The organism is Pseudomonas sp. FME51 (assembly GCF_014897305.1).
Genome location: NZ_JABUYN010000002.1, coordinates 312,929 through 326,564, shown reverse-complemented (window position 1 = coordinate 326,564; position 13,636 = coordinate 312,929). Strand labels below are relative to the sequence as shown.

Below are 13,636 nucleotides of genomic sequence, written 5' to 3'. Positions count from 1 at the left end.
TCACCTCTGGGTTCTGAGGAGTATCACTGTCGACACCCGGATCAACCTACTCATTGGGCGACCCGCCCGGCTCGGTACCCAGCCCCGGCTCCCTGTCCAACTCGTCGCGCAGGGTATCGTCTTCCGGCGTCATGGGATCTTCAGCAGGTGGCATGGGCTCATTGGTAGGCGCTGGGGTGTCATTCATCGGCAGGTCGGCAGGATCAGCCGGCGTGCCATAGGCTTCTTCCGCTGGCACCTCATTGTCCATAGGCAAAGCCGTATCAGCATCATCGTCACCACAGCCTGCCAGTACCAGGGCAAACAGGGGAATAGTCAGATAAGTAAGTCGCATGAAATTCTCCACATGTAATGGGTCCATGCATTTGGACAGGCCGCAATCGCGCAAGTGCCAACTGTCTGGTAGGGGTCGAGGGGAACGATCGGAGTGGCAGGTAGACGCGGAGCTTACCTCAAACGATGGTTCCCATGCTCCGCGTGGGAACCATCAGATACAGGATTCGAGAGTATTACCCCGCAAACAACTTCCCTTCCACATCCAGCCCGGCATCCCGCATCTGTGCCAGTTTGTAACGCAGCGTCCGCGGGCTGATCCCGAGTCTTTCAGCGGTTTCCTTGCGGCGGCCGCGTTCGCTCCGCAGGGTGTCGATGATGAGTTGATACTCGCGCTGCTTCACATCATGCCCCAGCCCACTGCCGACCGCCGGCATAGCCGATGCCACAGCCGGCTCACTGGTCGCGAAAGGCGCAATAGGCGGTGTCCAGATATCACTCGGCATGATGGAAGTACCAGGCGCAGTGGCCAGACACAGATCCAACGCCCGAATCACGCCACCCTGCTGCAATATCAGCGCCCGCTGTACGGCATTATCCAGCTCACGCACGTTACCCGGCCAGGCATGCTGCTGCAGCGCCTGGCAGGCATCCGGCGCGAAGCGTACCGGGCTCTGGTTCATCTTGCCGATATGCTTGGCCAGCAGCCGCTCGGCAATCGGCAGGATATCCGCCGGACGCTCGCGCAATGGCTGCCACTGCAGCGGGAATACACCCAGACGGTAATACAGATCCTCACGGAAACGCCCGGCAGCCACTTCGCCGGGCATATCGCGGTTGGTGGTGGCGATGATGCGGATGTCCAGCTGGATCAGCTTGCGCCCGCCCACCCGCTCAACCTCGCGCTCCTGAATCACCCGCAACAGCTTGGCCTGCAACGCCAGCGGCATTTCCGAGATTTCATCCAGCAGCAGCGTACCGCCATTGGCCTGCTCGAACTTGCCCGGCGCTGCGGCCACCGCCCCGGTAAAAGCGCCTTTCTCATGCCCGAACAGTGTTGCCTCAAGCATGTTCTCCGGAATCGCCGCGCAGTTGATGGCGATGTACGGCTGACTGGCGCGGGGCGATTGCTGGTGGATGTAGCGCGCCAGCACCTCCTTGCCCGTACCCGATTCCCCGGAGATCAACACCGTCGAATCGCTGGCCGCCACCCGCTGCGCCAACTGCAACAACTGCTGACTGGATGGATCGACCGCCACCGGCCCATTGTCCGTCCCAGCCCGCAGCCGGCCCTGGGCATGCAGGGCCACCAGATCCAGCAACGCCGATGGCTCGAACGGCTTGACCAGATAATCCACCGCACCATCACGCATGGCTTCCACAGCATTCTGTACCGTGCCATAAGCAGTCATCAGCAGCACCGGCAACTGCGGGTGCCGCTCGCGCAACACGCGCAGCAGCGCATGCCCGTCCATCCCCGGCATGTTCACGTCACTGATGACCATCGCCACGTTGTGCCGTTGCAGCACCGCCAGCGCCTGCTCGCCATCCGCCGCTTCCAGATAATCGTAACCGCCCAGCATGAGGGTATCGGCCAGCGCCTCACGTAGCGCCTTGTCGTCTTCCACCAATAGAATGCGCGGGCCTTTCATGCCAAAGCTCCTCCAGCGATCGCCGGAGGCTGCACCGGCAAGACCAGTTCAGCCCAGGTACCCTGCCCCGCCCGGCTGCGCAGCAGAAACGCGCCACCATGGGCATGGGCAACCGACTTAACCACAGACACACCCAACCCGGTTCCCTGGGCACGAGTGGTATAAAAAGGTTCACCGATCTTGGCCAATTCAGCCGGCGTCATGCCCCGCCCGACATCCACCACGCTCAGGCTCAGCCGCCCTTCCTGCAGGCGCTGGCAGACCTTCAGCCGCGCTACCGGCGTACCCGCCTGAATGGCATTGTCGATCAGATTGAGTGCCGCGCCGATCAGGGTTTCCCGATTGCAATGCAATTGCACACCGGGCGGGCAGCGATCTTCCCAGCGGCAATCTGCCCCCGACTCACCGATCAGCATTTCGGCCTGCTGCTGCAGGTCGACAAAGAATTCATCTGCGGATAACCGATCCGTCAGCGGCAGATCGCCCTTGGCAAACAGCAGCATGTCACGCACCTGCTGCTCTATGGTCTGCAAACGGTCCTTGAGCCGCTGGCTGAAGCGCTGACGGTGCGTCACCGACAGGTCCGGCTGGTGCAGATGACTGGCATACAGCAAAGCGGTCGACAGCGGTGTACGGATCTGATGTGCCAGTGAAGCGACCATACGCCCCAGTGCGGACAACCGCTCATTACGCGCCAATTGCGTTTGCAGCTGGCGGGTTTCGGTCAGGTCGGTCAGCAGAATGATCTGACCCGGCTCGCCACGCAGGGAGCGGGTCGCCAGCGACACACGACGGCCGCTGCGCAGGGAGACTTCGTGGTAATCATCATCACGGGGAGCAAAACGGTCACGGATCAGTTCGCGCCAGAGCTGGCCTTCGAGGGGTTCGCCGAGCAGTTCGCGGGCAGCCGGATTGGCCTCGCGCACCACACCGCGCCCATCCAACACGATCACGCCACCGGGCAGCAGGTCCAGCAGATTCTGCAGACGGCCGGCCAGGCAGGCCTTTTCCGCCAGCTCACGGGTACGCTGGGCATTGACCTCAGCCAGCTGCGCCTGCAACTGATCAACCTGCTGTTCGAGCAGCCCGTGCGACTCACGCAGCTGGTCGGACATCCGACTGAACAGGTCATGGGCCTGCTCCAGTTTCTCCCTGTCCTGCGCATTCTGCGGCAGATTCCTAGCGGTAACAGCCATCGGGACTCCCCTGATTTACACACACTACTGCAGGGGAGACAAGCAAGGCTTATGCCAAAAAAATAAAAACCTTATAAATCAACAAGATAAATAAAATCAACGACAATCAATGTCAGTCTTCTGACGGTTCCCGACCGGCCGCGCCATCGGTATCACGCTGAATGCCATATTTGCGCATCTTTTCCACCAGGGTGGTCCGGCGAATACGCAACCGCTCCGCCGCACGCGCCACCACGTAGTTTGCCTCATCCAATGCCTGCTGAATCAGCGTCTGTTCCAGACCGCCCAGATATTCCTTGAGGTCCAGCCCTTCCGGCGGCAACCCTGTCGGACTGTCGAGTCCCGACACACTCGGACTCCAGGGGTTCTCGTCGCCATCCTTGTCATTGCCACGCTGCTGGCGCAGATCTTCCTGATCGTCTTCGACATAACGGAATTTGCGCGGCAGCTCGCCGACCCCAATCACCCCATGGGGGTGCATGATCGCCATGCGTTCAACCAGGTTGGCCAACTCGCGCACGTTACCCGGCCAGGGGTGCTGACACAGGGACATGATCGCCGCGCTGCTGAAGCGGATCGAGCCACGTTTCTCGTTTTCCAACCGGGTGATCAGCTCGTTGAGCAGCAATGGCAGGTCTTCGATGCGTTCGTGCAGGGGCGGCATCTCGATCGGAAAGACATGCAGACGATAGTACAGATCCTCGCGGAAGGTCCCGTCGATAATCATCTGTTCCAGGTTCTTGTGCGTAGCGGCGATGACGCGAACGTCTGCCTTTTGCAGCTTATTGCTGCCGACCCGCTCAAAGGTGCGCTCCTGCAATACGCGCAGCAGTTTGACCTGCATGCTCATCGGCATGTCGCCGATTTCATCGAGGAACAGCGTACCGCCGCCCGCCAGCTCAAAGCGCCCCGCCCGGCTGGTGATCGCCCCGGTGAAGGCACCTTTCTCGTGGCCAAACAGCTCGCTCTCCAGCAGCTCCGCCGGAATCGCCCCGCAGTTGATCGGTACGAAAGGCGCATCTTTACGCTGTGAGTGGTAATGCAGATTGCGCGCCACCACTTCCTTGCCGGTACCCGAGTCGCCCAGAATCAGCACCGTGGCCTCGGTATCGGCCACCTGCTTCATCATCTGTCGTACCAACTGGATCGGGCGGCTGGTGCCCACCAGACTGCGGAACAGATTCGGCTCGCGCTGGCGCTTGCGTTGGCTACCTTCGGCAAACACCTCACGGTAGACCTGCGCCCTGTGCAAGGTATCCAGCAACTGGTTGTAACTCAACGGCGGCTCGAGAACGCTCAGCAAACGCTGGCGCAAATGCTCAGGCCAACTTGCCATCTGCTCACGACCCAGCATCACCACTGGCAGGTGTGCGTCCCACTTGTCGATCTGCTCCAGCAGCCCAGCTGCGCCAACCGGATGCTCACACTGGCCCAGCACCACGCATTTGATCGCCGCCGCAGAAGGCAAATGTGCATCCACGTCCTGCTGCCACACCGCAGAGGAGGTAAACAGCGTATCTTCACCGAGAAATTCAAGAACCAGGTTGAGGTCGTGGCGGCTTTGAGAACAATCGTCAATCAGGAGGATATGGCTATTGAGCTGCATGAGAGGCAGGAAGTCCTTTTGGTTTACACGCACAAGGCAATAGCGCTGGCACAGCGCCATAATTGCGGGTACAGGACACAAGGTAGAGCGAACTGACTCACCAGTCAAATACTTGGCGCACTTTCTGGTGCTATCGGTCGGATAACTGATTAACGGCAGGAACCAATACTACATTTTGATGTCAGCGTGCCAGAAAAGCTCACCCTGGTGCCAACGTCAAGTAAACATCTGATAAACCCTGGCGCCCTGCTTGCCACGCTGAACGCCCTGCAGCTCCTCAGCCAACTTGCCCTGTACCGCCTGACACAGACCGATGACCTCACGGTAGGTTTCTGACAGCGAACCCAGCAGCTCGGCCAACAGCGCCTCGTCCCGGTCGGGTTGCGCCATGGCCTGCTGCACCAGCTCGCGGCATAACCGGTCCAGTTCGCCCACCTGCTGCCAGTCACCTGCCTGCACAGCGGTGATCAGCGCCTTGTGGGTTTCCTGCAATTGTTCAACGGCAACGGCCATGGATAGTCTCCTACAGAGCTCAGGACTGGCGAATGCCGTCCCAGCCCTCTTTGATTTCACGCAACAATTTGGCGACATCATCCAGCATGCTCGGGTCATTCTTCAGATTAGCCTGACTTAACCGCTGCTGCATGAAAGCGTAGAGATTATCCAGATTTGCTGCTATTTCGCCACCTTTCTCGGTATCGACCGCTTCACGCAGACCACCAACAATCCCCATCGCCTTGCCAATCAGCTCGCCCTTGAGCGCAACATTGCCATACTCCATCGCCCCCTTCGCCTGCGCAATCCGCTGCAAACCACCTTCCAACAGCATCTGGATCAACCGATGCGGGTCAGCCTCGGTCACCTGAGCGTTAACGTTGACGGTCTGGTATTGCTTCATGGCATAGGCATTCATGGGGCAGGATTCCTGAAGAAGTGTTTCACATACCTCAGTTATCGGCAGCGAGCGGGAAACTTGAGGGAGAAAATTTCTCCCAGCGCGCATTTGACCCGATGGCAAACCGCTACTATTTTTCACCTATGTCCATCTGCAGAATCTGGGGTGGAACAGCGATCGCGGTACTGATAACAGGGAATCGATAATGAGTACGCGCCACACCCTCCTGGCCGGCCTGTGCCTGCTGGCCTTCTCCGGCTGCAAATTCGGTTCAAGCTCCAGCTCCGATGCCACCCCAGCTCCGGATGCCCCGCCGAACATTCTCTTCATCGTCATCGATGACGCCGGAGTGGATCAGTTCGAGAGCTTCGGCTATGGCGGCGCCGCGCCGGCGCAGACCACCAGTATCGATACCATCGCCCAGGCTGGCGTGCGCTTTCGCAACACCTGGTCGATGCCCACCTGCTCGCCGACCCGTTCCACCTTCTTCGACGGCCGCTATCCGTTCCGCAGCGGCGTACGCAACGCCATCGTCTCCAACGACCTGGCCAACTCCCAGGTATCACCCTACACCTTGACCACCCCCAGACTGCTTCGCGAGCAGGCCGGCTACGTCAGCGCACTGATCGGCAAGATGCACCTGACCGGCTCCGACCTGAACCCGGCCAACCACCCGCTGGGTGACGACGCCATGCGTGACCTGGGTTGGGATTACTTTGCCGGTTACCTGGATGGCGCGCCCTACCCGATCGACACCACCGCCGGCGGGGTCGCCCCCGAAGGCACCTACCAGTGCGGTTTCGTACCCAATACCACCGCCGACGCCGCCATCGGCGCCGATTACGGTGTCTGCTACCTGCCCGACGGGCATACCGGCGGCAGCCATCTGTTGATGACCGATCCGGACAGCTACCCCACACCCGGCCGTACCTGCCTGGAACTGGGCGGTATTCTCGACCCACGCAGCAGCACCTACAATCCAGCGCGGCACGCCGAGCTGAACTTCAACGTGCAGAACGGCCATTACACCGGTGACTGGAAGATCAATCACGCCGATGGCAGCAACCAGCAGCTGACCGTCGACCAGCCAGGTGCCCGCGGCTACCGCACCACCCTGGAAACCGACCTGGCCATCGACTGGATCGAGCAGACCAGCGAGCAACAACCCGATGCCCCCTGGATGCTCAGCCTCGGCTATTCCACCCTGCACGCCCCGCTGCAACCACCGCCAGCCAGCCTGCTACCCCATCCCGATGCCACTCTCAGCCTGATCGGCTGCGGCACCCCCGTGGCCGACTCCCTGACGGACCTTGGCATCCAGCCGGTGGAGCCGGTTGATCTGGCCGACTTCGCCCAGCAACGAGCCGTGGCCCAGCACATGCTGGAAGCCGTCGACCATGAAATCGGCCGCCTGCTGGTCACTACCGGCATCGCCCTGCAGCGCGAGGACGGTAGCCTGGAATACAACCCCGAAAGCAACACCGTGGTGGTGATCACCAGCGACAACGGCACCTACATGCCCACCGTCAAACTGCCCTTCGACCCGATGCGAGCCAAGGGTTCGCTATATCAGACCGGGGTCTGGGTACCACTGATCGTCGCCGGCCCCATGGTCAACCAGAGCGACCGCGACGTGCCACACATGATCAACAGCACCGACCTGTACAGCCTGTTCCATGAAATCGCCGGCATCGACGCCGGCAACCTGCCCAACGCACTGCAACTCGATGCCCAGCCGGTCATGCCCTACCTGACCGAACCGGAGCAGAGCGGCATCCGCACCAGCAACTTCACCGAACAGGGCACCAATATCAGCGCCAGCACCCCAGCACCCTGCGTCATACCCGCCGCCAATACCTGCGTGCAGATTTTCCCGCAGCAGGGCGTGTGCGAAGACCAGAGCGGTGTCTGGTACGGCCCCGGCAGCGATATCGACCCCGCCGGCTTCAGCTCCTGCTGCGCGGTCAACAGCTACCTGGAAAGCCAGGGCCAACCCGCCACCGTACTCTTTCCCCAGCACCAGAGCGCGCTGCGCAACGAGGACTTCAAACTGGTACGCATCAGCCGCCTGGACTGCGCCACCGACACCCTGATAAGCACCGAGGAACTCTACGAGGTAAACGAAAGCACCAACCCGGCCCTGCTCAAACTCGACCGCCAAGACCAGGACCTGCTGGCAGGCGCCACGCCGGCCCAGCTAGACGCCGAACAACAGGCCAACTACACCAGCCTGAGCGACGAACTGACCACCCTGCTGGCCAGCGGCATCGACTGCCCCGGCGACGGCAACGGCGACCTGCAGGTCACCCAGACCGACCTGGAACAATGGGCCTACTGGGCCGACCCGGCACAAGGCGGCGGCTACTCCAGCTGGTACGACTTCAACCATGATGGACTGACCGACGAAGCGGATAAAGCCATCATCGAAGCCAATATGGGCCAGGATTGTCGGATATAGAAGTACCCCCTTCGGGGGCCGGGTTCTACCACAGGTTGGCGAGCACCCGCTCGCCAACAGCCGGGCTGCTGATAACACCAATCTACCCGGCCCAACATGACCTTAAGTAACTAGCCGCTGCAACTTACGCACCCTGCTCCACACCACCGCCCTGGGGATATCCATAGCCATCGCACGAAGACAACGATCCAACCAATCCTGCCGCACTCTCATATGTTCAATGGCCTTGCCAAGATCCCGGGTAATGGATGTCCCATAAGCCTGTTCGGCTTTGAATACCGCGCTACGCAGTGTTTTCAAGGGCAAATCCATCATCGCCAGGTCGATCAGATCTCTGCTGAACACGCCATCATCAGCCCAGCGGTCAGAGTTCGCGAGAAGTTTGCTGGTGGCGAGGTCTTTAACCGTCAAGGTTGAAACACCGCATACAACATCGCTCGGAGCAGGATCCTCAAATGCAATTCTTCCCTCCAGCACGATCTCGAACTTGATGCTTCCCCCCATCACCTCCAGCATGCAACGAATCCCATACTGATCAGCACGAACACCACGCTGCGATACCTGGAAATCACCTGGAGTCTGGCACCATAACCCTAACACCCCCTCGCGGCCCGTTATCAGTTGGCGAAGATGACGGTAGGAAGGAAGATCAGATACGAGAAAGTCGATATCGACGGATTCGCGATACTCCTGATAGCGCAGCGCAATGGCAGTGCCCCCGCCAAAAAAACAATGGTGCTCACGCAGCAAATCCGAATCCATGCTCTCAAGCACCAAGGCAATACGCTGATGGTGCGCTCGCTTAAACATTCCGGCCTCCCCCACCGAATACCTGGCGCAGAGCCTCAATAAGAGCCAGTTCATCCGGCTGCGCTTTGCCTAGATCAGCATGCCGCCAATTGCGATCGTAGATATCCCAGGCTTCCTGGGGTGTCAGGTTATCAGTTCCGTGAATCTGCCAAGCGAGACTCTTCAGCACAGGATACGCCGTCAGGGGTATCCGAACCGGGATACTTTCCGGTGCAGACAGATGCGGCTTTCTATCATTCGAGGCATCCACCACCTCAAACGCCAGCCCCAAAGCTGCCAGGACTCTGAGATAAGCCGCCATGTTCACCGAGGCCTCTCCCCGCTCTATTCGATGGAGCGTAACCCTGGAAATATTGGAAGTCTCCGCCGTCGCAGTGGCACTGACCCTCAGCGCCTTGCGCTGAGCGCGTATTCTACTACCTAGACGAGCAGCCATAGCCGCGATATCAGAAGGGAAGGTATCAGTGGGCATATATCAATCCTCAACAAACTGTTTCTCATTATGGCCTTTTTAGCCTATTTGTAAATATTGAGAAACAATATTATAGAGAACCCGCTCCACGATAAGCTGGCACCAAAAACAAAAAACCCCGGCCAAAGCCAGGGTTCATCAATCACCAAAAACGCATCGCGCCTTTATTTGGGCTCAATCGCATCCCAACCTTCCTTGATCTCCTCAAGCAAGGTCTGCACCTCATCCAGCGACCGCGGCGTCTCATCCAACGCCACACCCGCCAGTTTGCGGGTCATATAGTCGTACAGCCCATCCAGGTTCTCGGCAATCTCACCCCCCAGATCCTTATCCAGCGACGCCTGCAGCGCACCCAGGATACTGATGGTGCTGCTCACCGCCACACCCCGCCGCTCCGGGTTACCGGTAGCCTGGGCATGCCGCGCCAGCTTGATACGCTCAATGGCGCCGGCCAGCAGCAACTGCACGGCGCGGTACTGAGAGACTTCCTGCGCCAGGTTGACCTGCTTGTAGGTATCGATGGGGCTTTTCATTATGTGTCCTTTTTCACGACGCCGGGCAGGCTGTCGAGCTGGGCAGTCAGGAAGTTGCCGGTGCTGCTCATCTGCGATATCAGCATGTCCATGGCATTGAACTGGGCGAACAGGCGCGATTCCAGCTTGGTCAAGCGAGTGGCCAGGGTCTCGCGCTGGTCATCCACGCTGGACAAGGTGTTCTGCAACGCCGTGGTACGGTTCTCCAGAATGCCACCGGACTCGGTGTAGGGCTTCACCTTGGATTCCAGGCGGGCCGTCAGCCCCTGGTCGCCGGTGAAGAAGCCGTTCACCTGCTCGAAGTTGTTATCCAGCGCCTTGTTCAGCTTGGTGTTGTCCACCCCCAGCGTACCGTCGCGCTGGGTGGTAATACCGATATCCGCCAGAATACGGATGCCATCACCACCAGCCACTGAACCCAGCTCACTGCGCATCGCACTCATGAACGAGCGCACCGACGAGTCGCCTACCAGCGCAGCCGCCAGCGGCTCACCATCATCACCACCAACCGATACCACACTGGTCAAGCTGTTGATGGACTCGAGCATCTTGTTATAGGCGTCGACAAATTCGGTGATCGAGGTTCTGACACCGGCCTTGTCTTCGGCCACGCGCAGATTAATGGTTTCCGCGTTTGTCAGCGCGTCCTCTGTCTGGGCCGCCTTGAGCGTCAGGGTCACGCCCTCGATAGCGTCTTCGACGGTATTGCTGGCACTGCTCAGATTGATCCCGTCAATGGCCAGATTGGCGTCGCGGGAGTAGCTGATGACCCGAGCGGCGCGGGGGTTGTCCGCATCCACCGGGGTAGGCTGGAAGTCCTCGTCGGCGCCCGACGTCGGCTGGAATGTCAGCCTGCCCAGATCACCCGTGGCGTCCGCCGACACCGCCACGCTGATATCGTTGCCGGTACCCGACTTGTCCGAACTCAACACCAGCCGCGCCCCACCCTTGCCGCTCGGGTCATTGACGATGGTCGCACTCAGCCCCTGGTCTTTCCCGGCTGCGTTGATCGCATCGCGGATATCGGTAAGGCTGGCGTCAGTCACATCGATATCCAGCGACTCGTCGCCGATATTAATAGTCAGGGTACCGCTGCCGATGGCATCACTGGCATTCTCGAAACCGGCCAGAGCCACCTTGCTGGTCTGCGCCAGGTTGAATACCTGCACATTGTAGTTACCGGCAATCGCCTTGGAGTCCGCCGTGATACTGACGGTATCCGCAGCACTGGAAGTGGCGCTGCGCTTCTCGAACAGGGAAGCATCGTTGAGTTTGCCGAGGGCAGTCTGGAAGGTCGACAGGGCACTGCGAAACTGGCCCAACGCCGAGACCTTGGAAGTCGTGGCTTTTTCCAGGTTATCAAGCTGCGCCGTCTTGGGTGCTGCCTCGGCATTCACCAACGCTTGGACCATACCCCCGACGTCCATACCTGAACCCAGACCAGGAATTCCGGAAATTGCCATAACCCTACCCTCCGCGCCCGTTTATTGACGCTTCGCTGCTGAAAAAGAAACCTCACACTACCCAAAGCAGAAATCGTGCCACATGGAGGGTCGAGTTCCATCTCGACCATTCAGGGTAGCTGGTAACTCCGCTGGTCGAGATGGAACTCGACCCTCCAAACCCATCACGCCTCACCACTGAACAGAACACTGCGAATCTCGGCCATATTCTCCGCCAACCGCAGCGCTTCCTCCGAGGGCATCTGACGAATCACATCACCGGTACTGGCCTCGGTCACCTTCACTACCATGCGCCCGCTGTCATCATCCAGCTGAAACTGGATATTACGTCCGGCCGCATCTACATAATCCTGCATCTCCGTCACCGCCGCCAGCACCTGCTCGCGATCCGGTTCGGTTATGCTGTCATTCTTGCGCGTCTCGGCAACCTCCATGGTTGCGGTCGCGGCTTTTATTTCATTCGTTTTGGCAGCAGGTACTGTCGTGCCTACGCCCACCCTGCTGGCAAGTGATCCCATATCCATGGTCTTTCCTCCACACAGGACAAAGCGGGAGAAGAGTCGCCCCTTCCCCCGCCCGTCATACCGCTAGCCTACCTTAGCCAAGCAGGCTGAGGACTGCCTGCGGCAACTGGTTAGCCTGAGCCAGCATCGCCGTACCTGCCTGCTGCATGATCTGCTGCTTAGCCAGGTTGGCCGACTCGGCAGCGTAGTCAGTGTCAACGATCCGACCGCGTGCGGCAGAAGCGTTCTCGCTGATGTTCTGCAAGTTGCTGATGGTCGACTCGAAGCGGTTCTGCACCGCACCGAGCTTGGCACGTTCGCTGTCGATCTGGGCAATGGAGCCGTCCAGCACCTGGATCGCCTGCTGAGCACCTTCAGCGGTGGTGATGTCCAGGTTGGCCACAGTGGACTCCTGAGTGACCGCAGTATGACTACCAGCCTCCAGACCCAGTGCCTCCAAGCCAGTGCCGGCAGCACCATCAGCGATGCTGAAATTATTCTGCGAGAACAGACCCAGCTCACCACCATTGTTGGTCGCGGTTACCCCGGTGCTGGCGGTGTTGATCGCGGTCACAATGGCTTCCATATCACTGCCTTTGTCCAGCTTGATTTCGGTGCCATTCAGGGTGATGGAAGTATTCGCCTCCAGCTTGGCCTGGGTAGTACCGGCGGTCAGGCCAAGCTTACCAAGCAGACCTTCGTTGTCGTTTTCATCCGCCAGAGCAATCGCCTCACCAACAGCCGAGGTCAAGATCAATCGCCCATCTTTAACTTCGGCCTTGCCCTCACCAGCCAAAGCCTCGGTAATGCTCGTTGCAATAGCAGTCAGCGTATCATCATCTGCGATCTCAACCTGATTCCCGTTGACAAGGATATTACCTGCCAGCCCAGGTATTGCGGTGCCATCTTCTGGAGCGGCTAGAGCAATCGAATCAACGTCGAAACCAAGGCCACCTAGGCCACTGATTGTAGCGCTAGTCGCACTAGTGAAGGATATTTGACCAGTACTTTCTACTGCTGTAACACCGTGGGCTGAAGTTCCTTCGTTAACTGCATCAATGACAGCGGCGAGGTCCGCATCTTCGTCAAACGAAATCTTGGTGCCATTAACAGACAGGTCTGCTGTTTCATCAGCAGCCGGGGCTCCGAAGGTACCAGTTGTTACACCAAAGCGAATCACATTACCAACGACTTCCCCCTTCATGCCGGCGGCATCACTACCTGCCACAGTCGCACTACTGTGCGAACCACGCAGCGCGGCAGCACTGGTATCGCTCAGACCAAAGGACACAGTTTCGTTAGCATTGGAACCGATCTGGAAGCTGGTATTGCCCATCGAGCCATCCAGCAGTTTCTTACCACCGAAAGCGGTGGTTTCAGCAATACGGGTCAGCTCACCGGACAGAGCAGAGAACTCCTGCTGCAGCGCAGAGCGCTCGGTGTCACTGTTGGAACCGTTAGCCGATTGCAGAGCCAGGTCACGCATACGCTGCATCAGGTTGGTGGTTTCCTGCATCGCACCTTCAGCAGTCTGCGCGATGGAGACACCGTCATTGGCGTTCTTCACCGCCACGTTCAGACCATTGATCTGGCTGGTCAGACGGTTGGAAATTTGCAGGCCAGCAGCGTCGTCTTTCGCGCTGTTGATCTGCGAACCGGAAGACAGACGCTCCAGCGAAGTGGACAGAGCATTGGTAGAACCACCCAGGTTACGCTGGGCGTTCAGAGAAGCAACGTTAGTGTTTACTGTAAGGGCCATGGGTAATTCTCCGTTA

General features: G+C 59.2%; 13 protein-coding genes. 1 reads left to right on the top strand and 12 read right to left on the bottom strand.

Annotation, left to right across the window (positions count from 1 at the left end):
• Positions 1-46 precede the first annotated feature (46 nt).
• From INT39_RS05955 to fliS (INT39_RS05930), 6 genes are all read right to left on the bottom strand, one after another.
• Complete coding sequence (locus INT39_RS05955) at positions 47-334, bottom strand: hypothetical protein (RefSeq protein WP_193072790.1); 288 nt, start codon at positions 332-334, stop codon at positions 47-49.
• 175 nt (positions 335-509) lie between these two features.
• Complete coding sequence (locus tag INT39_RS05950; protein ID WP_193072788.1) at positions 510-1,925, bottom strand: sigma-54-dependent transcriptional regulator; 1,416 nt, start codon at positions 1,923-1,925, stop codon at positions 510-512.
• Positions 1,922-3,121, bottom strand: a complete 1,200-nt coding sequence (locus INT39_RS05945; protein WP_193072787.1) for a sensor histidine kinase — start codon at positions 3,119-3,121, stop codon at positions 1,922-1,924. The genes INT39_RS05950 and INT39_RS05945 overlap by 4 nt, the downstream gene beginning before the upstream one ends.
• 112 nt (positions 3,122-3,233) lie before the next feature.
• Positions 3,234-4,727 (bottom strand): sigma-54 dependent transcriptional regulator, encoded by a 1,494-nt coding sequence (locus INT39_RS05940; RefSeq protein WP_193072786.1) that lies wholly within the window; start codon positions 4,725-4,727, stop codon positions 3,234-3,236.
• Between the two features lie 216 nt (positions 4,728-4,943).
• On the bottom strand, positions 4,944-5,240 hold the full coding sequence (locus tag INT39_RS05935; RefSeq protein WP_193072783.1) for a flagellar protein FliT: 297 nt from the start codon (positions 5,238-5,240) through the stop codon (positions 4,944-4,946).
• A gap of 19 nt (positions 5,241-5,259) precedes the next feature.
• The gene (gene fliS, locus INT39_RS05930; RefSeq protein WP_193072781.1) at positions 5,260-5,640 is read right to left on the bottom strand and encodes a flagellar export chaperone FliS; all 381 of its coding nucleotides are present in this window, start codon (positions 5,638-5,640) and stop codon (positions 5,260-5,262) included.
• Positions 5,641-5,827: 187 nt separating this feature from the next.
• On the opposite strand from fliS (INT39_RS05930), the gene INT39_RS05925 reads away from it, so the two are divergent.
• Positions 5,828-8,080, top strand: coding sequence for a sulfatase-like hydrolase/transferase (locus INT39_RS05925; protein WP_193072779.1), 2,253 nt, complete (start codon positions 5,828-5,830; stop codon positions 8,078-8,080).
• A gap of 102 nt (positions 8,081-8,182) precedes the next feature.
• On the opposite strand, the gene INT39_RS05920 is transcribed toward INT39_RS05925, so the two are convergent.
• From INT39_RS05920 to INT39_RS05895, 6 genes are all read right to left on the bottom strand, one after another.
• Positions 8,183-8,890, bottom strand: coding sequence for a nucleotidyl transferase AbiEii/AbiGii toxin family protein (locus tag INT39_RS05920; protein WP_193072777.1), 708 nt, complete (start codon positions 8,888-8,890; stop codon positions 8,183-8,185).
• Complete coding sequence (locus INT39_RS05915; RefSeq protein WP_193072775.1) at positions 8,883-9,362, bottom strand: helix-turn-helix domain-containing protein; 480 nt, start codon at positions 9,360-9,362, stop codon at positions 8,883-8,885. Before INT39_RS05915 ends, INT39_RS05920 begins: the two co-directional genes overlap by 8 nt.
• Before the next feature lie 164 nt (positions 9,363-9,526).
• Positions 9,527-9,895, bottom strand: coding sequence for a flagellar export chaperone FliS (gene fliS, locus INT39_RS05910; protein WP_193072773.1), 369 nt, complete (start codon positions 9,893-9,895; stop codon positions 9,527-9,529).
• Entirely contained in the window at positions 9,895-11,358 is a 1,464-nt protein-coding gene (gene fliD / locus INT39_RS05905) for a flagellar filament capping protein FliD (RefSeq protein ID WP_226944577.1), read from the bottom strand. Before fliD ends, fliS (INT39_RS05910) begins: the two co-directional genes overlap by 1 nt.
• Before the next feature lie 164 nt (positions 11,359-11,522).
• Positions 11,523-11,882 (bottom strand): flagellar protein FlaG, encoded by a 360-nt coding sequence (locus tag INT39_RS05900; protein ID WP_193072771.1) that lies wholly within the window; start codon positions 11,880-11,882, stop codon positions 11,523-11,525.
• A 73-nt stretch (positions 11,883-11,955) separates the two neighbouring features.
• Positions 11,956-13,620 (bottom strand): flagellin, encoded by a 1,665-nt coding sequence (locus INT39_RS05895; RefSeq protein ID WP_193072769.1) that lies wholly within the window; start codon positions 13,618-13,620, stop codon positions 11,956-11,958.
• Positions 13,621-13,636: the final 16 nt, after the last annotated feature.